A 20,985-nucleotide genomic window follows, 5' to 3' on the forward strand; every position below is an offset into this window, starting at 1 on the left:
AACAGGGCCAGAAGCAGCGAAGCGAAGAAATTNNGGCGGTTCGTCAATTGGCGTGTCATCGGAAATCTCCTGTCGGTGACGCATGCCCTCCGCATGCCTTCCTGGACAGGTTGCCCCTCGAAGCCGGTAATATGAAATGCGTATCCGCTCTCAAGTCGATAGCAGCGGACTATCGAGGCCGCTCAATACGCCATGGCTATCGAACCGATTGTGCAACGGTATTTCTCATTCAGGTCACGAGGCCCTCTGATGGGACAGCGCCCGATTGGCGGGCGTCACCATTCAGAGGAATAGCCATGAAAACCCTTTCCAAGACCCTGATTGCCGCCGCGGCGTTTGCCGCGATTGCCACCACGGCCTTCTCGCAAGTTCCCTGGGAGTTCAATCCGGGCATGGCCTACATGTATGCCGGTTCCGGCAAGATGTCGGCGATGGCCATGGCGGCGACGCCGAAGAACCACGATGCGATGATGAAGAACGCCAAAAAGGTGCCTGCCAACACCGTGTTCTTCATGGACAAGGGCCAGCTCTACTCGACCTCGGGCATGCTCGATCCGACTGGCAATTTCTACCTGCCCTGAGCCAGGGGCGCCGCAGCGCTCGGGCCGCCCTTGCGGGGCGGCCCGGGACGGAAAATAATACGGATATGCCGGAGCAAGCCATGACGACATCGCTATCGCCAGCCAACGCCGAACGCCTCAAGGAGGCGTTCCTGCGGTGCCGCGACATGGAAGGCAGCTTGCGCGAGCAGCTCGAGGCCTATGCCGAGGAGGGGCGGGAGATCTTTCCGGCCTATGGCGAAGCGGTCGACCGGCTGGTGGCGCGGCTCAACGAGAATGGCGGCGGCGAGAATGCGCCGCGGGTAGGCGAGGTGATGCCGCCGTTCCTGCTGCCGGACGAAACTGGCCGGCTGATCAGCCTGAAGTCGCTTCTCGATCATGGCCCGGTCGCCGTGATGTTCTACCGCGGCCATTGGTGCCCGTATTGCCGGCTGAATGTGTGGGCGGTGATCCAGGCTCATGACCGGATAAAGGCGCTGGGTGCGCAGACCGTCGCGATCATGCCGGAGACGCAGGCCTATGCCGCAAAATTCAAATCCGAGGCCAGCGCGCCGTTCCCCGTGCTGACCGACCTCGACAATGGCTATGCGTTGTCGCTCAATCTTGCGATCTGGCTCGGCACCGAAATCCAGCGGCTGCTGTCATACCATGACATGGCGAGTTTCCACGGCAATGACGGCTGGGTGCTGCCGATCCCGGCCACCTTCGTGGTCGGCCGTGACGGACGGGTGAAGGCGCGGTTCGTGGATCCCGATTTCCGCAAGCGCATGGAGATCGACGATCTGATCGCCGCGCTGAAGAGCGCGAGCGAAGGACGATAGCAACACCGAAGAGCGTTAGTGCGCTTCATCATTCCTCAGGCGCCAGCCGTATTGCCGACGACTTGCCGCCAGTCTGCGCCGCGCAGCATGCGCATCACGGCGGACGCTACGGCGGTGCGTTCACGGCCGGCAACGCCGTAGAGATTGACGGTTCGCCGCGCGTCCAGCCCTTCGACGCTGGCGCGTTTCAGCGTTGGCGGGATCGAGGCGGTATCGGGCACCACGGCAACGCCGATATCGGCCTCCAGCAGTTCGATCAAATCGCGTTCGGATGCGATCTCATGGCTGCGATCGACGTCGAGCCCATGTTCGCGAAGCGAAGCGTTTACCCGCGCGCCATGCTCGCAATAGTTTCGCGACAGCAACTGCTCAGCGCGAAGATCGCTGAAGTCGATTTTGTCGCGCGTCGCCAGCGGGTGGTTCTTGTTGACGACGAGCTGAAAGTTTTCCGTGAACAGCGGCCAGGTGTCGAGCCGGTCCCATTCCTCGCCGATCTCGGCGGCAATGCCGAGCTCGGCTTCGCCCTTCTTGAGAAATTCCGCGATCTCGCGGGCGTTGCCGCGCAGGAAACGAAACTCCAGGCGGTTGAACATCCGCTTGATCTGGTCGAGATGCGGGATCAGCAGCGCCAGGTCGACGGAGTGGGTCAGGGCGATCCTGAGCGCGCCGACTTCGCCGCTCTTGAAGGAGGAGGCGAGCTCGCGGGCGCCGGTCGCTGCCTCATAGCATTGCTTGAGCAGCGGATGCATGCGCTGGCCGAGCTCGGTCAACTGCGCGGCAGGTCGCTCGCGGCGAAACAGGTCGCCGCCGAGTTCGGCTTCCAGCTGCTTGATGGCCCGCGTCAGCGACGGCTGCGTGACGTTGCACTCGTCGGCGGCGCGCGTGAAGTTGAGCACGCGCGCGACCGCGAGAAAGTAGCGAACCTGATGCATCTCCATGGCCGTGCCCCGGTCTGTCGTGCAGCAAGGCTACCCGATTGCGGCCCCCGGTGACTACCCAAACCGCCATAGCGCCGGCGTATGGTTTTGGAAGCCAAACGGCATTTTCTTAAGTGCCGCCCCCCGTGCAGGCTGCAGCAGAACGGTCTCGTCGAGAGGCTGACCAGCCACACGAAAGGGCGGCTCATGAATATCCAGCTCAAGACCCAGCATGCTGCGGCTCTGCGCCCGCTTTCCGGCAAGGTCTCACTTGTCACGGGTTCGACCAGCGGCATCGGGCTCGGAATTGCCCGCGCATTGGCGGAAGCCGGCTCGGCGATGGTGCTGAACGGTCTTGGCGTTGCGACCGAAATTGCAAAAACGCGGGACGAGATCGAAGCCGCTTTCGGCGTCAAGGTGAGCTATTCCGCCGCCGATATGACGAGCCCGGAGGCGATCGCCGAGATGATCGCGGCTGCGGTCGCCAGTCACGGACGGCTCGATATTCTGGTCAACAATGCCGGTATCCAGCACGTCGCGCCGCTCGACCAGTTTCCGGTCGAGAAATGGGACGCAATCCTGTCGATCAATCTGTCATCGGCATTTCACACGATGCGGCTCGCGCTGCCCGCGATGCGTCAGAACGGGTTCGGGCGGATCATCAACATCGCCTCCGCGCACGGGCTGGTCGCTTCTCCCTTCAAGGCGGCGTATGTCGCGGCCAAGCACGGCATCGTCGGCCTGACCAAGGTGGCGGCGCTGGAGACGGCGGAGGACGGTATTACCTGCAACGCGATCTGTCCGGGTTATGTGTATACGCCGCTGGTCGAGGCGCAGATCGATGGACAGGCCAAGGCGCACGGCATTTCCCGCGAGCAGGTCATTCACGACGTGCTGCTGGCCCAGCAACCGAACAAGCGCTTTGCCACGGTCGAAGAGCTCGGCGCGCTGACGGTGTTTCTTGCCAGCGATGCGGCCGCATCGATCACCGGCATCGCGTTGCCCGTCGATGGCGGATGGACCGCGCACTAGCCACACAAATATCCAAGGAGAGTGACATGAGAGATGGTCAGGACATTGGTTCTTCGCCGAACTTGAAATCGCTCGCCAGGTCCGAGCCGGGTCAGATCGTGCTGGTGCTGCAGGGCGGTGGCGCGCTCGGCTCCTACCAGGCCGGCGTCTATCAGGCCCTGCATGAGGCCGGGATCGAGCCGGACTGGATCATCGGCACCTCGATCGGCGCGATCAACGCCAGCCTGATTGCCGGCAACGCGCCGCAGAACCGGCTGTCGCGTCTCCGCGAATTCTGGAAGAAGATGGAGCAGAATCCGGTCTGGAGTTTTCGCGACGTCTTTCCCGGCTTTAACGAGAAGCTGTCTTACTGGGCGACCGTGACCAACGGCATTCCCGGTTTCTTCCGGCCCAACCCGCTGGCACATGCCGGTGATAGCTATCCGCTCGGCGCTGACAATGCCGGCTACTACTCGACCGCACCGCTGGAGCGGACCTTGAGCGAATTGGTCGATTTCAATCTGGTCAACCAATGCACGCCGCGCCTGACGGTCGGCGCCGCCCATGTCCGCAGCAGCCAGATGCGCTATTTCGACAGCCGGGATTGCGAGCTTGGCGTCAAGCACATCATGGCGTCCGGCGCGTTGCCGCCGGCATTCCCGGCGGTGCGGATCGACGGCGAACTCTATTGGGACGGCGGCATACTATCGAACACGCCGACGGAAGCCGTGTTCGACGACAATCCACGCAAGAACTCGCTGATCTTCGCCGTGCACCTGTGGAATCCGGAAGGCGCCGAGCCGACCACGATGGCGGAGGTGCTCAATCGCCACAAGGACGTGCAGTATTCGAGCCGGATCGCCAGTCACATCGCCCGCCAGCAGCAGGCGCATCGGCTTCGCCATGTCATTAACCAGCTCGCCGCGCGCCTGCCGGAGGCCGAGCGTAACAGCGAGGCGGTGAGGGAACTCGCCGGTTACGGCTGTCCGACCCGGATGCATGTCGTGCGGCTGCTCGCCCCGCAGCTCAGCCGCGAGGACCACACCAAGGACATCGATTTCAGCCCGTCCGGGATCATGCAGCGGTGGGACGCCGGTTACCGCCACACCATGGCGGTGCTCGCTAAGAAGCCCTGGGTCGGCGAGTTCGATGCGCTCTCCGGCGTCGTCCTGCATGAGCAGATGAAGGTGTTTCCGGAAGCTGCTGAGTAAGGGACGTCACGCAATGATGGAGGGCGCGATCGTCTTGCGATAAAGCGCGCTGTAGCAGGCGGCCGACAGATCCCAGCTAAAGGAACGCGCCATCGCACTTCGCCGCATCGCGTCGAGCTTGTCCTTGGCGCGGAATGCATCGAACGCGCGTCTGACGCCGCCGAGGAAGGACTCCGCGGACGGTTGCGAGAACAGGAAACCGGTTTCGCCGTCCTGGATGGTTTCCGCAAGCCCGCCGGTCTGATGGCCGATCGGCAGCGATCCGAACCGCTGCGCATACATCTGGCTCAGCCCGCACGGCTCGAACCGTGACGGCATCAGCGTGAAATCGCTGCCGGCAAAAATTCGCCGTGCCTGGGCGTCGTTGAAGCCGATGGTAACGCCGATCGCGTCCGGCCTGCGGCGATGCGCAGCGACCAGCGCCTGTTCGATTTGCTGCTCGCCGCTACCGGTCACCACGATCTGTCCGCCGGCCTCGATGATTTCGTCGGCGGCTGACAACACGAGGTCGACGCCCTTCTGGTGAACCAGACGTGCGACCAGGCCGAACAGCGGGCCGCGCGACAGCGCAAGGCCAAACTGCTTGCGGACGTAGTCGGCATTGGCCTGTTTGCCTGTCCAATCGCCGGGGGCAAAAGTCTGCGCCAGGTGCGCACAGGCGCTGGGATCCCAGCTTTCGTCGATGCCGTTCAGTATGCCGGTCAGTTGTGCGGCGTTCGAGCGCCGCTGCAGCAGGCCTTCCAGCCCGCAGCCGAGCTCGCGCGTGGTGATCTCCCTGGCATAGGTCGCGCTGACGGTGGTCAGATGCGAGGCGTAGACCAGGCCGCCCTTGAGGAACGACACGTGGTCGTAGAATTCCAGCCCGTCGATGTGGAAGGAACTTTCGGGCGCCCCGATCCGGCGCAGCGCGTCCGGCGGGAACAGGCCCTGATAGGCGAGGTTGTGGATGGTCAGGATCGAGGGAAGCTTCGTTCCCCGCCATGCCAGATAGGCCGGCGCCAGCGCCGCCTGCCAGTCGTTGGCATGGATCAGGTCTGCTGCCCAATTCTTGTCCACGTTGCCCGCGGCAAGCTCGGCGGCGGCGGAGGCAAACCGGCCGAACCTGATGTCATTGTCCGGCCAGTCGCGACCCGATTCATCGCCATAGGGGTTGCCGGGCCGGTCGTATAATTGCGAGCACAACAGCACGTAGACGGGCAGGCCATCCTTGGTTGACGCGCGCCCGAGCGAGCAGGCCGGCATTTCCGCGAGCGATCCGCATTCCCCAACGATTTCAATGTGCGTGAGCTGTTCGAGAATGTCCCGATACCCGGGCAGCATGACCCGGACATCGCTCCAGCGGCGCAGCGCCCGGGGTAGTGCTGCGGAAACGGCAGCGAGACCGCCGACCCGGACAAAGTCATCCATTTCAGTGGTGACGAACAAGACCTTCAAGGCAAACGTCCTCGTACCAGCCGCAACGACGCAGATGCAAGAATGGGTCCAACTTCCGATGCAAATACAACGCGCGCTCCGGACGGTCGTTCCCCCGCGGCTACTTCCCTGTCGGCGCTGCGCAATTTAGGGTCACGCCCGCCAACAAAATGAAATGGCCGCAAACGGCCGAAGGGGTTTTACGAAATGACCATAGCCGGCAACGATCAGAGGAATTTGACAGGCAGCTTCGCAGGCCTGCGGGTCCTCGATTTTTCAACCACGATTGCCGGACCGCACTGTACACGAATGCTCGCCGATATGGGAGCCGAGGTCATCAAGATCGAGACCGAGGAAGGCGAGACGATGCGGACCCGCCCGCCGGTACGCAATAACTGCTCGACCGCCTTCGGCCAGCTCAATGTCGGCAAGAACAGTATCGTTCTGGATCTGAAATCGCCGAAGGGCGTGGAGGCGGTTCGCCGGCTGGTCGCGACCGCCGATGTGCTGATGGAGAATTTCCGCCCCGGTGTGATGCGGCGGTTGAAGCTCGACTACACCTCGCTGCACGCGCTCAACCCGAAACTGGTCTATTGCTCGATCTCCGGATACGGCCAGACCGGGCCGTCGGCCGAGCTGCCGGCCTATGCGCCGGTGATTCACGCAGCCTCCGGCTATGAGATGGCGCATCTGGCCTACCAGCCGGGACGGAGCCGGCCGGACTATTGCGGTATCTATCATGCCGACGTGCTCACCGGCGTCTACGCGTTCGGCGCCATCTCGGCGGCGCTCTATCAGCGCGCGGCGACCGGGCAGGGCCAGCATATCGACGTCTCGATGCTGGAATCGATGCTGAGCCTGACGCTGAACGAATTGCAGTGGTCGCAGTTCGAGGTGAAGCCGACGCAGCGGCCGATGTTCGGTCCGATCGAGACGACGGACGGCTATGTCATGATGGCGATCGCCAGCGAGAAAACTTTCCAGAGCCTGATGCAGGTGATCGGCCATCCGGAGTGGGTAAGCGATCCGCGCTTTGCCAGATATTCCGATCGGCGGGATAACTGGGTCGGCCTGATGGAAGGTGTCGAAGCATGGTCGCGCACCGTGACAACCGCGCAGTGCCTCGCCGCCTTCAATACGCACGGCGTTCCATCGTCGGCCTATCGCACGGTGTCCGAAGCGTTGCGCGATCCGCAGATCGCCCATCGCGGCGCATTGGCCGAGGTCGAGGACGGCGGCGGCACATTCAAGGTGCTCAACCTGCCGTTCCGAATGTCCGGCGCCAAGGTGTCGGCGGCGCCGCGGATGTCGACGCTGGGCGAGCACACGCGCGCCTATCTGAAAGAGACCGGCCTGTCGGAGGATGAAATCGCATCCTTTGCCGGCAAGACGGCGGCGGCCGCAAGTAGCTGACGACGTGGTCCGCATAGCGAAACATTAAGCTGCGGCGTTTTCATCCGCAGGCTGTGATCGGCCTTGCCCGCGACTGCGTTTCCGGACAATCTTGCGGGCAGCCATCGACGATCCGGAATACCGGACGAACGAAACACATTGGAGGAAACACAATGAATGCGGGGATTCGTTCGGGCGCGCTTGCGCGAATATTTCTTGTGGCGGGATTTGGTTTGGCGCTGTCGGCTATGCCCGCCAATGCGCAGAAGGCGGGCGGCAGTATCACCGTCGGTCTCGAACTCGATATTCCCGGTTTCGATGTGCTGAAGGTCGGCGTTTACGACACCGCGGCGCTCACCGCGTCATCGGCGCTGTTCGATACGCTCACCTATCTCGATGCCAACGGCAAGCCGCAGCCGAAGCTGGCGCTGTCCTGGGAGCCCTCCGAGGACTTCAAGATGTGGACCTTCAAGCTGCGTCCGGGCGTCAAGTTCCACGATGGCACGCCGTTCAACGCCGAAGCATTCAAGGCGAATTTCGACCGGCAGAAAGATCCTGCCAACAAGTGCCGCTGCGCCTTCTATATCTCCAACGTCAACAATGTTCAGGCGCCGGACGAACTGACGCTGGTCTATAACCTCAATGACCCCTCGGTAAACTTCCCATCGCTGGTGTCCTACGCGAGCCAGACCAACGCGGTTCATTCTCCGACGGCCTGGAAATCCAAGGGGGAGGAATACAACCGCAATCCGGTCGGCACCGGTCCCTACATCCTGAAATCCTGGACCGCTGGCGATCGCATGATCCTGGAGAAAAATCCGGACTACTGGGACAAGGACAAGGTCTATTTCGACCGCATCACGCTGAAGCCGCTGCCCGATGCGCAATCGCGCTTCGCCAGCCTGCAATCGGGTGAGGTCGACCTGGTCTGGGATGACGAATACAGCGCCGACAATATCCAGAAGGCGCAAAAAGATTCGAAGCTGACGGTGCACACATACGAGGGGTCCGGTGCGCAGGTGTACGCCTTCAACACCAAGGTCGCACCATTCGACGATATTCGCGTGCGCCAGGCACTGGTAATGGCGCTTGACCGCAAAAAGATGTCGCAGGCGATCACCAACGGTCTGTCCCGTCCGGCCAGCAATCCCTATGGCGACGGCTCCTGGGTCAAATGCAAGGACGACGGTGCGCTTCCGGAAGACCTTGAGAAGGCCAAGGCGCTGATCAAGGACTACGGCAAGCCTGTCGAGTTCAAGATGCTCGTTACGGCAACACCGCGCGGACGCATGGTTGGCCAGGTGCTGCAGCAGTTCTGGAAGCGGGCCGGCGCCAACATGGAGATCGAGCAGGTCGATCAGGCCACCATCCCGCCGCGCGCCTTCATGCGCCAGTTCCAGTTGACGCCGTGGCGCATCGTCGATCTGGCTGATCCTGACATACAGATGTACTCCAACTTCAAGACCGGAAGTCCGGTGGCGCTTGCCAACTACTCCAATCCGGAACTGGACAAGCTGCTCGATCACGCCCGCGTCACGGCAGATACCAATAAGCGCATCGACGACTATTGCGCGATCAGCCGGCTGATCAACAAGGAGGCGATCTGGTTCTGGACGTTCCAGAACACCTACTACGCGATCTCGACTGCCAAGCTGAAGGGCTTGCCCAAGATGTATAGCGGGATGATCGACGTATCGCGCGCCTGGAAGGAATAGCCGCCTATGGCGTTCTTCGTTGCGCGCCGGCTCCTCTATCTGGTGCCGGTGCTGATTGCGGTTTCGCTGCTCACCTTCTCCATCGCGTCGCTGCTGCCCGGCGATCTGGCGTACACCATCCTCGGTGACCAGGCGACGCCGGAGAACGTGGCGGCGCTGCGGCGTGACATGGGGTTGGATCAGCCGATCTGGTGGCGGTATCTGAGCTGGCTCGGCGGCGTGTTGCAGGGCGATTTTGGTCGTTCGTTCCGTACTGGTCAGACGGTGCTTCAGGCGGTTGGCGAGCGGCTGCCGGTTTCGATCGAACTGATGCTGCTGGCGCAGCTCGGCGCGCTAGGGATCGGCGTTCCCCTGGCGATCATCTGCGCGGCGCGCAGCGGCGGATCGTTCGATCGCTTCATGACCGGGACCGCGTTCGGCATGCTGTCGGTGCCGACCTTCCTGTCGGCGATCCTGCTGATCTACTTCTTTGCGGTCGAACTGCGCTGGCTGCCGGCGACCGGCTATGTGCCTTTTGCCGAAGACCCTGCCGCAAACCTGCGCTTCATGGTGCTGCCGGCGCTGACGCTGGCGCTCGCCGAATGGCCCAGCATCATGCGCGTGCTGCGATCCGACATGATTGCGACCCTGCAGGAAGATTACATCGCGCTGGCGAAGGCCAAGGGACTAAAGGCCTCGCGCATCCTCTTCGTTCATGCGTTGAAACCTTCGTCGCTGACGCTGGTGACGATCACCGGCATCAATATCGGCCGGCTGATCGGCGGCGCCGTGATCGTCGAGACGGTCTTTGCGCTGCCGGGCATCGGCCGGCTTCTGATCGGCGCGATCCTCACCCGCGACCTCATCATCCTGCAGGGGGTGGTGCTGCTGGTCGGCGCCGGCTTCGTCATCATGAACTTCATCGTCGACCTGCTCTACGCCGTTCTCGATCCCAGGATTCGCCATGGCCACGCTTGAACTCGATGTTGCCGAGGAGGCCGTAAGCCAGGCTGCGCGCAAGGGCCGGCGGCTTGGCCTCTTGTTCTGGGCGGCGATCGGCTGGATGACCTTCGTGTTCGCGGTGGCGGTCTTCGCGCCCGTCCTGCCGCTGCCGAGCCCGACCGACATGGACATGCTGGAGCGGCGCGCGCCGATCTCGGCCGAGCATTGGCTCGGCACCGACGGGCTCGGCCGCGACGAGCTTTCGCGCCTGGTCTATGGTGCGCGGATCTCGCTGGTGGTCGGCCTGTGCGCGCCGATCATCGGCCTCACGCTCGGCGGGGCGCTAGGCATGCTCGCCGGCTATTTCCGCGGCCGGTTCGAGTCGACGGTGGTTGGCAGCATGGATGTGCTGCTGGCGTTTCCGCCTTTGATCCTGGCGCTGGCCGTGACCGCCTATCTCGGCCAGTCCATCTTCAATCTCACCTGCATCCTCGGCGTGCTCGGTGTTCCCGCCTTCATGCGGGTGGCGCGGGCGGCGACGCTGACGCTGGCGCGGCGTGAATTCGTGATCGCCGCGCAGGCGCTGGGCGCGACCCATGCGCGCATCCTGCTGCGCGAGCTGCTGCCGAACGTCATCCTGCCGCTGTTTGCCTTCTTCCTGCTCGGCGTTGCCGTCACCATTGTCGTCGAGGGCTCGCTTTCCTTCCTCGGCCTCGGCGTGCCGCCGCCGATATCGAGCTGGGGCAGCATGATCGGGGAGGGACGCGAGAGCCTCGATGTGGCGCCGCGGCTCGCTTTCATGCCTGCGGCGGCCATGTTCCTGACCGTACTGGCCTTCAATCTCGTCGGTGACACGCTTCGTGCGCTCACCGACCCACGTCAGGGCGCACTGTGACCGGAAATAGCTTGCTGTCCGTTGAGGATGTTACCGTCAACCTGCCGACGCCGCGCGGCAATCTGCGTGCGGTCGATCATGTCGATCTCACCGTCGGCGCCGGGCGCACGCTCGGTGTCGTCGGCGAATCCGGCTGCGGCAAGACCATGCTGTCGCGGGCCATCCTGCAATTGCTGCCGAAGAAGGCAAAACTCTCCGGCCGCGTGATGTTCGACAGACAGGATTTGCTGCGGCTTTCGCCGGAGAAACTGCGCAAACTCCGCGGCCGGTCGCTCGCGGTCGTGTTCCAGGATCCAATGACCTCGCTCAACCCGGTGCTCACGATCGGCACCCAGTTGATCGAAACGCTGCAGGAGCATCTCGAACTCGACGATGCTGCCGCCACGCGGCGAAGTGTCGAATTGCTCGCGGCGGTCGGAATCCCCGCGCCCGAGCAGCGGCTGGCGCAATATCCGCACCAGCTTTCCGGCGGCATGCGGCAGCGGGTGGCGATCGCGATCGCGCTGTCCTGCGAACCAAAGCTCCTGATCGCGGACGAGCCGACCACCGCGCTCGACGTGACGATCCAGGCACAGATCCTCGATCTCCTGGCGCGTGAACAGCGCCGCCGGCACATGGCGATGATCATCATCACCCACGATCTCGGCGTCGTTGCCGGGCGTACCGATGAGGTCGCGGTCATGTATGCCGGCCGTGTCGTCGAGCGCGCCCCGACGCCCGATTTGTTCAAGAAAATGCGGATGCCCTACACCGAAGCGCTGCTTGCCGCACTCCCCAGGCTCGACGCCGCGCCGCACACGCCGCTGCCGGCGATATCGGGACGCCCACCCGATCCGACCCGGCCGCTGCGGGGATGTTCGTTCGCGCCGCGCTGCCGCTATGCGGTGGCCCGCTGCCAGGCCGAGAAACCGGCGCTTGAGGCGGCGGAGACGAGCGCGCACCAGTTCGCCTGTTTCCACCCGATAGAAGCCCATGCGGGTGCTGACGTATGATGCTGCAATCCGTCCCATCCATATCGCCTGGCCCGCTGCTCAAGGTCGACGATCTCGTCGTCGAATATCCGGTCGGGCCCAAGATCGTTCACGCCGTGTCCGGCGTCTCCCTGCAGATCGCCCGCGGCGAAACGCTGGGTCTGGTCGGCGAATCCGGCTGCGGGAAGTCGACGCTTGGGCGCGCCGTGCTGCAGCTGCGCCGGCCGACCGCCGGGCGGGTGTTGTTCGACGGGCAGGATCTCACGGAGATGCACGGCGAGGCCTTGCGGCGGATGCGCCAGCGCGTGCAGTTGATCTTCCAGGATCCGATCGCCTCGCTCAATCCGCGCCGCAAGATCGGCGATATCGTCGCCGAGCCGCTGGTGATTGCTGGCGTCAAGGATCCGGAGAAACGCAAGCAACTCGTTTACGAGATGCTCAGCGCGGTCGGGCTTGATCCCACGCTCGTGGTCGGGCGGCTGCCGCATGAATTTTCCGGCGGCCAGTGCCAGCGCATCTGCATCGCGCGCGCGCTCGTCCTCAATCCGGAATTCATCGTTTGCGACGAGCCGGTTTCCGCGCTCGACGTTTCCATCCGTGCCCAGATCCTCAATCTGCTGGAGGAGATGAAGGGCCGGTTTGGCCTGACGCTGCTGTTCATCGCGCACGATCTCGCCGTTGTGAAGGCGGTGAGCGACCGCGTCGCGGTGATGTATCTGGGGCGGCTCTGCGAGGTCGGTCCCTCCGAGCAGTTGTTCGCCAAACCGGCGCATCCCTATACCGCGCTGCTGATCGAGGCGATCCCGGTGCCCGATCCGGACGTCCGCCCCACCGAGACCGTGCCGGTCGGCGAGCCGCCATCGCCGATCGCACCGCCCTCCGGCTGCCGGTTTCGTACCCGCTGTCCCCGCGCGGACCAGCGATGCAGCGACGAGATGCCGGAACTGCGTGCCGTCGCGCCGGGCCAGCTCGTGGCCTGCCACCACCCGCTGATCTGAATACCGGGCTCCTGTTTGTCTCGACGGATCGGACGTGGCAATGTCCGCCCTCAAGACGTTCTCAGGACTTAAGAAAAAGAAATGACGGGAGAGAAGCGATGAAGAGTTTTCAGGTCGCAGAATTCAACGCGCCTCTGAAAGAGGTAGACCAGGAGACGCCGCAGCCAACGGGTACGCAGGTGCTGATCAAGGTGAAGGCCGCCGGCGTCTGCCATAGCGATCTCCACATCTGGGAAGGCGGCTATGATCTCGGCCATGGCCGCAAGCCGCTGTCGCTGAAGGACCGCGGCGTGTCGCTGCCGCGCACGATGGGGCACGAAACCGTCGGTGAAGTCGTCGCGTTCGGACCGGAGGTCACCGCCGCGGACAAGGCCGATCTCAATGTCGGCGACACAGCCCTGGTCTATCCCTGGCTCGGTTGCGGGAAATGCCCGACTTGCGTCGGCGGCGACGAGAACATGTGCGTTGTGAAGCCGAATTCGCTCGGCGTCTATTGCGACGGCGGTTACGCCGATCACATGACGGTGCCGAACCCGAAATATCTCTTAAACCTGAAGGGGCTCGATCCGGTTACGGCAGCGCCCTATGCCTGTTCCGGCGTCACCACCTACAGCGCGCTGAAGAAGGTCGAATCCGCCTTCAACTCGCCGATCGTGATCTTCGGCGCCGGCGGCCTCGGCCTGATGGCGCTGTCGCTGTTGAAGGCGATGGGCGGCAAGGGCGCCATCGTCGTCGATATCGACGCGCGCAAGCGCGAAGCGGCGGAAGCCGCCGGCGCGCTCGCCACCGTCGACGGCAAGGCGCCGGATGCGCTGGAACAGCTCGCGAAGAAGGCCGGCGAACCCATTCGCGCCGTGATCGATCTCGTCGGCAACGCACAGACCACGCAGCTCGGCTTCGATTGTCTCACCAAGGGCGGCAAGCTCGTCATCGTCGGCCTGTTCGGCGGCGGCGCAACATTTGCCCTGCCGCTGATCCCGATCAAGGCGATCACGATCCAGGGCAGCTATGTCGGCAATTTGCGCGAGACCGCGGAGTTGCTCGAGCTCGTTCGCAACAAGATGATTGCGCCGATCCCGGTGACCACGATGCCGCTTGCGAAGGCGAATGAAGCGCTGACCGATCTGCAGAAAGGCAAACTCGTCGGCCGTGCCGTGCTGACGCCGTAAGGATGCGTCAACAGCTGTGGCTTCATCCTTCGAGACGCGCACAAGCGTGCGCTCCTCAGGATGAGGTCTCAGACCCTCATGGTGAGGAGCGCGGCAACGCCGCGCGTCTCGAACCACGAGGNACTGACACTTCAATTCCAAGGAACTCCCATGTCCGCAAATAACGCCTTCCACATCGCCGTGCTCGGCGGCGATGGCATCGGTCCTGAAGTGATGGCGCCGGCGCTCGAAGTTTTGCGCAAGATCGAGGCGACCAGCGACCTGAAGTTTCGCTTCACCGATGCGCCGGCGGGCGCCAACAATTACCTCGCAACCGGCAAATCGATGCCCGACAGCACCGTGCGGCTGTGCGAGGAGGCGGACGCCATCCTGCTCGGCGCCTGCGGCCTGCCGTCGGTGCGTTACCCCGATAACACCGAGATCGCGCCGCAGATCGAGCTGCGCTTCCATTTCGACCTCTACGCCGGCGTGCGCCCGGCGCGCCTCGTTCCGGGCGTGCCGAGCCCGATCGTCGGCGCGGATGCGCGCGGCATCGACCTCGTGCTCATCCGGGAATCGACCGAAGGGCTGTTCGCCTCGATGGGGAAGGGCGTCGTGACGGACACCGAGGCGCGCGAGACGCTCGTCATCACCCGCAAGACCTCGGAACGGCTGTTCGAGTTTTCGTTCAAGCTCGCTGAGCGCCGCAAGGCGCGCGGCAAGGCGAATGGCGGGCTGACCTGCGTCGATAAGGCGAACGTGTTCAGGGCGTTCGCCTTCTTTCGCGAGATGTTCGATGAAGCCGCAAAACGCCATCCGACCGTCAAGACGGACCGGGTCTATGTCGATGCCTGCTCGCTGATGCTGGTGAAGCGGCCCTGGGATTTCGACGTCATGGTGACGGAAAACATGTTCGGCGACATTCTCTCCGACCTCGCCGCCGGCCTGATCGGCGGACTCGGCATGGCGCCCTCGGCCGACATCGGCGACCGCTACGCCGTATTCCAGCCGTGCCACGGCACCGCGCCCGATATCATGGGGCAGGGCAAGGCCAATCCCACCGCGATGATCCTGTCGGCCGCGATGATGCTGGACTGGCTCGCCGACAAGCACGGCCTCGAAAGCGCGGCCGAAGCCGGCGAGCGCATCGAGCGCGCGGTCGACAAGGCCTATGCGGGAGGCATCAAGCCGATGGAATTCGGCGGCAGCAATGGCACGGCCGATGTGACGAAGGCGGTGCTGGCGGCGCTGTAGCTTGTAGCTGGTAGATGGGGTAACGGGCCCGCATGAGCGTAGCGACATGCGGGGCCGCTGCAGAGTCCCGGATGTCGCTCCGCTCATCCGGGCTACAGGACTGTGCCTGTGACTACTTCCCCTTGAACTGCGGCTTCCGCTTCTCCATGAAAGCCGTTCGCCCCTCGCGAAAATCCTCGCTGTCCATGCAGGCCATGCCGATCGCCTTGATCGCCGCCATGTCGCGCTTGCTTTCGTCCTTCAGCACCTCGGCGATGGTGATCTTGGCGGCCTTGATGGCGAGCGGCGCGTTGCCGGAGATGGTGCGGGCGATTTCCATGGTGGCGTCCCATAATTCCGCATCCGGCAGCACGCGGTCGACCAGCCCGATCCGCAGCGCCTCCGCCGCCTCGATCCGCATGCCCGTATACATGATGAGCCGCGCCCAGGACGGCCCGACCAGCGAGACCAGGTGGCGCAGCCCGTCATAGCCATAGGCTATGCCGAGCCTTGCCGCGGGAATGCCGAACTTGCTGTTATCGGAGGCGATGCGGATGTCGGTGAGCATCGCGACCTGCATGCCGCCGCCGAGGCAGAAGCCGCGGATGCAGGCAATCGTCGGCTTCGGGTAGCTTGCGAGCAGCGCGCGCTGCGCCTCGCTCCGCTTCGAATATTCCTCCGACGCCGCCGCATTGTGGCGCGTCTTCTCGAACTGGCTGATGTCGGCGCCGGAGACGAAGGCCTTGTCGCCGGCGCCTGTCAGGATCACGACGCGCACGCCGGCATCGTCGCGCAGCGCGGTCAGCGCGTGGCCCAGGCCTTCCCACATTTCCAGCGACATCGCGTTGCGCTTGTGGGGATTGTTGAAGGTGATGACGCCGACGCCATCGCTGACGCTGTGCAGGATCTTGCCGTCGGCATGCGGGATTTCAGCAGGTTTTGGGATGTCGAGCATCGATTGCAGCCTTCAGTCCGGGAAGCTTGGTCCATTGTCGGACAGGCTTCGCGCCGAGGTCAATCGCCGCATTTGCACGCGCGGCCAGCTCGAGGCGCGGGGCAATGATCAGGCCGTCAGGGCAGGAGCGGGCACACGCGCATTTGCGCGCGGTGGCATCGGCGTGGCGGCATTGCAATTGTTGTTGACAGTCGAAACCGACGGTAGTCGTCGCCGGCCTTTTCGCTGCGGAGCATCCGGACTCCGCCATCCCCATCCCGATGGCGTCGCACGGGTTTCGTCCCGCCAGCTCAAGATTTGGCCCAGCGCAGCAACAGGCTACCCGGCGATTTCTCGCGTCGATTGGTCGGGTCCGCGGTGCTGCGATCCAGGCGTGATGCCTAGCCCTCGTTGGCGGCGATCGATTCCATCAGGGACACCAACTGACGCTGCACAGTCTGGTCCTTGATCTTGCTGTAGGCGCGCAGCAGCCTGAGGCTGAAGGCGCTGTCCAGGAAGAGCAGGCTCTCGACTTCCCGCGCCTTGCCGTCGCCGTCATAGAAGAACGTCACCGGCACGTCGAGCGCGGTAGCGATTTGCTGAAGACGAGCTGCGCCGACACGGTTGACGCCCTTCTCGTACTTCTGAACCTGCTGGAAGCTGACGCCGAGCTTGTCGCCAAGCTCCGCTTGCGAGATTTTCTGTTCCACACGCCGCAGGCGAATCCGCTTGCCCAATTCGATATCGGGTTTGCCGGCGCTGCGTTGTTTCATCTTCTTCGCTGCTGATCTGTTCATTCTGGTTTTACCGTCCTTCAATCGGGAAACCCTGGCAAAAGTAGGTCAGGGTTTCATCCATTTGTGTACCGCGTTAAAGTCAGTCCAGCCCGTAAGCTTGTCTAGGGAACCACGGGATTCCTGAGATATTGCAGGATGGTAGCCAAACGCTCGCGCGCATTGGAAGCATCCTGATACCGGCACGTCTAACCACCTAAGGCTGTCGGCACCCGGGGTGTAGTGGCAAAACCCCGCACGCTACATTTGACAAAATATTCGACAAACCACAACCACCGCGAGTTCAAAGGCCACAGATTTTGGCCAGCATACTTNACTCTGCCACGTTCAACCACCGGTATTTTACGGGGTTGTCGGCTGATCGTGCNAATCATTCGCAGCGCCATCGGTGTTTTGTTTCTGAAGATTTCCGTCTGCCCTGATGCCTGATGAAATCCAGCAGAGTTCAGCTCTGCTTGTTAGGCGTTACATTGCGGGAAATTGTAGCAATCCGCCAGCTCGCCCACTATCGGAATCGTGCAAATGGATCTGGCCGTGGCGTGGTTCGAGCGGGAACGTCCTGCACGTCTTGGATGGGTGCGCGACGGATCGAACATCGCGCAACATTTGCGGCGTGTCAGTGCCTGCACCATCGGCGTCGCTGCCGGCGGCTGATGGAATAGCAAGGCGTTGGCTCGGCGATTCATTTGCCGCGACGCCATGACGCGCGCTTCCGCGCTGGTTGTGGCAGGCTGCCGGAGCGGCCAGAGCCGTCGGTGCGGATTGCCAAACAAGATGCAACCGCCGGCAAGGCCGTCTGCGGCCGATGGGCGCTGGGTACGACTTAATTTGGCTTCCACAGCCACATCGTTTTGCATACGCTTTGCGCCTATGGCCGCATCGTCGGCCAGGCCCAAAGTCCCGCGACAAGGGACGGGCATGACAGGGGAGGAACGCCATGAAGCGAAGAACCGTACTTGCGGGCCTTGGTGCGACGGCGGCTGCCAGCGCATTGGGCTTTCCATCGATCCTCAAGGCGCAGGCGCCGATCTCGCTCAACGGTGCCGTCCAGTTCAACGACGATCATGCCTTCAACCGGGCGCTGCTCCGCTTCGAAGAGCTGGTGAAGAAATATTACGGCAAGCCGATCAACTTCACGCTGCACCGCAACTCTTCGCTGGGCCTCGAAAAGCAGTATTTCGAGTACATGTCGCAGGGCAAGGCGGTTGATTATGGCATCGTCTCGCCGGCCCACATGTCGACCTTCGCCAAGGCGGCGCCGTTCATCGATGCGCCCTTCGTGTTCAAGGGCATCGAGCACATGAACAAGGTGGTCGAGGCCAACATTCTGGCGCCGATCGCCGATGAAGTCGCGGCCAAGGCCGAGGTGATTCTGGTCGGCTATGCCGGCGGCGGCGTGCGCAACATCTTCGCCAACAAGCCGCTCAGGAACCTTGCCGATCTCAAGGGCCTCAAGGTGCGTGTGCAGGGCGCGCCGATCTGGTCGAAGACCTTTGCCGCCGTCGGCATGAGCCCGACGGTAATCGCCTACAACGAGGTCTACAACGCCATCCAGAACGGCGTGATCGCCGCCGGCGAGAACGAGGCAGCCGGCGTCGAGGCGATGAAGTTCTATGAAGTCGCGCCCCATCTCAACCTGACGCAGCACGCGGTGTCGATCCGGCCGATCTGCTTCTCGGTGAAGACGCTGAAGACCCTGCCGAAGGACCTGCAGGACGCAATCATGAAGGCCGGCAAGGAAGCCGGCGATTACGGCCGCCAGCTCGAGTCGAGCGAGGAAGCCGTCAAGCTCGACACCCTGGAGAAGGCCGGCAAGCTCAAGCGTGTTCCGTTCGAGGAGCGCGATGCGATGAAGAAGCTCGCCGATCCCGTGATGGCCACCTATGCCAAGGAAATCGGCGCCGAGGGCATCTACGAGAAGATCAACGTCGCCTAGAGCATGATCCGGTGGGGGCCGGTTCACGCGTGCGCATAGTCGCGCGTCGCATCGAACGACCGCCGAACTCATCCGGGCAAGCCCCGCTTCTTGCCCGGATCGGCGGACTGGTATTCGAGACGGAGCCGAAATGACTGAAATGCCTGTTGTCTCCACCCCGTCGCTGTGGCGCCGAGCAACGGCGGCCTATGCAAAGCTGCTGGAATTCCTGCTCGCCGCCTGTGTCGGCATCCTGGTCATTCCGGTCACGCTGCAGATCATCTCGCGCTACACGCCGCTCATTCCCTCCTACATCTGGACCGAGGAAATGGCGCGCTTCCTGTTCGTGTGGACGATCATGATCGGCGCCATGGTCGGCGTGCGTGAGGCGCAGCACTTCGAGGTCGACGTGTGGCCGGATCTGTCGCGCCGAAGCGAGGCCGCGGTGCGGATCCTCGCCCGGCTTGGCACGCTGGCGCTGGCACTGGTGTTCGTATGGGCCGGGCTCGAATTCACGCGGTTCGCATGGAACCGGACCTCCGAACTGGCCGATCTGCCGCTCTGGCTGATCCATGTCGCCTGGCCCGTGGCGGGCGTGACGTGGATCGTGTTTGCGGGCGAACAGATCATCGATGAAACGCGGATTCTGCTTGGGGCAAGGCAATGAGCGGCAATGTTCTTTCTGCCGGAGAGGCCGCGCTGGTCCTGTTCGGCGTCTTCATCGGCCTGCTCATCATCCGCGTGCCGGTCGCCTTTGCGCTCGGCCTGGCCTGCGTGCCGATCCTCCTGATCGAGCCGCGCCTGTCGCTCATGACGCTCGCGCAGGAGACCTTCAACGCCTACAACTCGTTCATCCTGCTGGCGGTGCCGTTCTTCCTTCTCACCGCCAACCTGATGAGCATCGGCGGCATCACCGACCGCCTGGTCGCGTTGTCGCGCTCGATGGTCGGGCACTGGCCGGGATCGTTGGCGCAGATCAACGTGGTGCTCAGCGTGTTCTTTGCCGGCATCTCCGGCTCTTCGACCGCCGATGCCGCGAGCCAGTCCAAGATCTTCATCGATGCCCAGACCAAGGAGGGCTACGATCTCTCCTTTTCCATCGCCATCACCGCGGTTTCGGCGGTGCTCGCCGTCATCATCCCGCCCTCGATCCTGATGATCGTGTGGGGCGGCCTGATCTCGACTTCGATCGCGGCGATGTATCTGGCCGGTATCGTACCCGGTCTCCTGATCGCGGGCGCCCAGATGGCGACGGTGCACGTCTATGCCGTGCGCCGCGGTTATCCGACCTATCCGAAATCCAGTTGGGCCGAAATAGGCTATGCCATCTGGCGATCGATACCGGCACTAACGACGCCGTTCATCATCGTCGGCGGCATCTTGCTCGGATGGTTCACCGCCACAGAGTCGGCCTGCGTCGCGGTTCTCTATTCCGTCGTGCTGTCGACATTTTTCTACCGTGAGACCGGCGCGCGCGAACTCTACAAGGCGTTGCTCGATACTGGTCGCCTGGCGGGTGTCGCGCTGTTTTGCGTCGGCACCGCGAGCGCATTCGGCTGGCTATTGGCCTATTACAAGATTCCGCAGGAATTGCTGGCCAACGTCTCGACCTGGGGCATGGGCGCGATCACAGCGGGCTTCTTCATATCCTTCTGCTTTCTGGTGGTGGGCTGCTTCCTCGACGCCATCCCGGCGATCGTCATCGTCGGCACCGTGCTGGAGCCGCTGGCGAGATCCGTCGACCTGCACCCCGTGCAGTTCGCGATCATCTCGATCGTCTCGCTGGCCTTCGGGTTGGTCACGCCGCCCTATGGCCTCTGCCTGATGATCGCTTGCTCGATCGCGGGGGTTCGGCTGCGCTATGCGCTGAAAGACACCGTCATCATGCTGATCCCGATGTTCCTGGTGCTGGCTGCGCTGATCATCTGGCCGAGCGTCTCGCTGTTCCTGCCGCGCCTGATCGTGCCGGAGATGCTCAAATAGCTACTCATCCCTGTTGAGTGCGCAGCTTATCGTGTAGATGACGCCGCGCGGCAGGAAGTCGACGGTGGCTTCGCCGCCGAGCTGGTCGCGCGCGCTGCGCTCGACCAGCCGCGAGCCGAAACCGCGCTGCACCGGCGCCGTGACCGGCGGGGC

General features: G+C 63.3%; 20 protein-coding genes. 16 read left to right on the forward strand and 4 right to left on the reverse strand.

Features of this window, described 5'->3' with window-relative positions; genetic code table 11:
- Positions 1–296: 296 nt before the first annotated feature.
- Both CQ14_RS18860 and CQ14_RS18865 read left to right on the forward strand, forming a co-directional pair.
- Positions 297–581, forward strand: a complete 285-nt coding sequence (locus tag CQ14_RS18860) for a hypothetical protein (RefSeq protein WP_057859326.1) — start codon at positions 297–299, stop codon at positions 579–581.
- An 80-nt stretch (positions 582–661) separates the two neighbouring features.
- Entirely contained in the window at positions 662–1,381 is a 720-nt protein-coding gene (locus CQ14_RS18865; protein WP_057859422.1) for a peroxiredoxin-like family protein, read from the forward strand.
- Between the two features lie 35 nt (positions 1,382–1,416).
- On the opposite strand, the gene CQ14_RS18870 is transcribed toward CQ14_RS18865, so the two are convergent.
- Positions 1,417–2,319, reverse strand: a complete 903-nt coding sequence (locus tag CQ14_RS18870) for a LysR family transcriptional regulator (protein WP_057859327.1) — start codon at positions 2,317–2,319, stop codon at positions 1,417–1,419.
- 186 nt (positions 2,320–2,505) lie between these two features.
- Here CQ14_RS18870 and CQ14_RS18875 point away from each other — a divergent pair, with 186 nt between their 5' ends.
- Complete coding sequence (locus CQ14_RS18875) at positions 2,506–3,330, forward strand: 3-hydroxybutyrate dehydrogenase (RefSeq protein ID WP_057859328.1); 825 nt, start codon at positions 2,506–2,508, stop codon at positions 3,328–3,330.
- A gap of 26 nt (positions 3,331–3,356) precedes the next feature.
- Complete coding sequence (locus tag CQ14_RS18880) at positions 3,357–4,520, forward strand: patatin-like phospholipase family protein (protein ID WP_082649935.1); 1,164 nt, start codon at positions 3,357–3,359, stop codon at positions 4,518–4,520.
- A gap of 6 nt (positions 4,521–4,526) precedes the next feature.
- Here the strand turns inward: CQ14_RS18880 and glgA are convergent, their stop codons facing one another.
- Positions 4,527–5,954 (reverse strand): glycogen synthase GlgA, encoded by a 1,428-nt coding sequence (gene glgA / locus CQ14_RS18885; RefSeq protein ID WP_057859329.1) that lies wholly within the window; start codon positions 5,952–5,954, stop codon positions 4,527–4,529.
- 186 nt (positions 5,955–6,140) lie between these two features.
- Between glgA and CQ14_RS18890 the strand changes: the two genes are divergently transcribed.
- The 8 genes from CQ14_RS18890 to CQ14_RS18925 all read left to right on the forward strand — a co-directional run bounded on the left by CQ14_RS18890 (position 6,141) and on the right by CQ14_RS18925 (position 15,227).
- On the forward strand, positions 6,141–7,346 hold the full coding sequence (locus tag CQ14_RS18890; RefSeq protein WP_057859330.1) for a CaiB/BaiF CoA transferase family protein: 1,206 nt from the start codon (positions 6,141–6,143) through the stop codon (positions 7,344–7,346).
- A gap of 152 nt (positions 7,347–7,498) precedes the next feature.
- Positions 7,499–9,040 (forward strand): ABC transporter substrate-binding protein, encoded by a 1,542-nt coding sequence (locus CQ14_RS18895; RefSeq protein ID WP_057859331.1) that lies wholly within the window; start codon positions 7,499–7,501, stop codon positions 9,038–9,040.
- A 6-nt stretch (positions 9,041–9,046) separates the two neighbouring features.
- The gene (locus tag CQ14_RS18900) at positions 9,047–9,997 is read left to right on the forward strand and encodes an ABC transporter permease (RefSeq protein WP_057859332.1); all 951 of its coding nucleotides are present in this window, start codon (positions 9,047–9,049) and stop codon (positions 9,995–9,997) included.
- Entirely contained in the window at positions 9,984–10,856 is an 873-nt protein-coding gene (locus CQ14_RS18905; RefSeq protein WP_057859333.1) for an ABC transporter permease, read from the forward strand. Before CQ14_RS18900 ends, CQ14_RS18905 begins: the two co-directional genes overlap by 14 nt.
- A gap of 11 nt (positions 10,857–10,867) precedes the next feature.
- Positions 10,868–11,848 (forward strand): ABC transporter ATP-binding protein, encoded by a 981-nt coding sequence (locus CQ14_RS18910; RefSeq protein ID WP_057859334.1) that lies wholly within the window; start codon positions 10,868–10,870, stop codon positions 11,846–11,848.
- On the forward strand, positions 11,845–12,825 hold the full coding sequence (locus tag CQ14_RS18915; RefSeq protein ID WP_057859335.1) for an ABC transporter ATP-binding protein: 981 nt from the start codon (positions 11,845–11,847) through the stop codon (positions 12,823–12,825). Before CQ14_RS18910 ends, CQ14_RS18915 begins: the two co-directional genes overlap by 4 nt.
- 98 nt (positions 12,826–12,923) lie before the next feature.
- On the forward strand, positions 12,924–13,994 hold the full coding sequence (locus CQ14_RS18920; protein WP_057859336.1) for an alcohol dehydrogenase: 1,071 nt from the start codon (positions 12,924–12,926) through the stop codon (positions 13,992–13,994).
- Between the two features lie 150 nt (positions 13,995–14,144).
- On the forward strand, positions 14,145–15,227 hold the full coding sequence (locus tag CQ14_RS18925) for an isocitrate/isopropylmalate dehydrogenase family protein (protein WP_057859337.1): 1,083 nt from the start codon (positions 14,145–14,147) through the stop codon (positions 15,225–15,227).
- Positions 15,228–15,339: 112 nt separating this feature from the next.
- Here CQ14_RS18925 and CQ14_RS18930 read toward each other — a convergent pair whose 3' ends face one another.
- Positions 15,340–16,161, reverse strand: a complete 822-nt coding sequence (locus tag CQ14_RS18930; RefSeq protein WP_057859338.1) for an enoyl-CoA hydratase — start codon at positions 16,159–16,161, stop codon at positions 15,340–15,342.
- Between the two features lie 380 nt (positions 16,162–16,541).
- Positions 16,542–16,937 carry a helix-turn-helix domain-containing protein gene (locus CQ14_RS18935; protein ID WP_028347342.1) on the reverse strand — a complete coding sequence of 132 codons (396 nt, stop codon included), beginning with the start codon at positions 16,935–16,937 and terminating at the stop codon, positions 16,542–16,544.
- Positions 16,938–17,456: 519 nt separating this feature from the next.
- Here CQ14_RS18935 and CQ14_RS47635 point away from each other — a divergent pair.
- The 4 genes from CQ14_RS47635 to CQ14_RS18950 all read left to right on the forward strand — a co-directional run bounded on the left by CQ14_RS47635 (position 17,457) and on the right by CQ14_RS18950 (position 20,832).
- Entirely contained in the window at positions 17,457–17,588 is a 132-nt protein-coding gene (locus CQ14_RS47635) for a hypothetical protein (protein WP_283807247.1), read from the forward strand.
- 283 nt (positions 17,589–17,871) lie between these two features.
- Positions 17,872–18,870 (forward strand): TRAP transporter substrate-binding protein, encoded by a 999-nt coding sequence (locus CQ14_RS18940; protein ID WP_057859339.1) that lies wholly within the window; start codon positions 17,872–17,874, stop codon positions 18,868–18,870.
- Positions 18,871–19,000: 130 nt separating this feature from the next.
- Positions 19,001–19,516: a TRAP transporter small permease gene (locus CQ14_RS18945; RefSeq protein WP_057859340.1), complete on the forward strand. Its 516-nt coding sequence runs from the start codon at positions 19,001–19,003 to the stop codon at positions 19,514–19,516.
- Positions 19,513–20,832, forward strand: a complete 1,320-nt coding sequence (locus tag CQ14_RS18950) for a TRAP transporter large permease (protein WP_057859341.1) — start codon at positions 19,513–19,515, stop codon at positions 20,830–20,832. Before CQ14_RS18945 ends, CQ14_RS18950 begins: the two co-directional genes overlap by 4 nt.
- The last annotated feature ends 153 nt before the right edge of the window (positions 20,833–20,985 follow it).

It is taken from the genome of Bradyrhizobium lablabi, assembly GCF_001440475.1.
GTDB classification, from domain to species: domain Bacteria; phylum Pseudomonadota; class Alphaproteobacteria; order Rhizobiales; family Xanthobacteraceae; genus Bradyrhizobium; species Bradyrhizobium lablabi.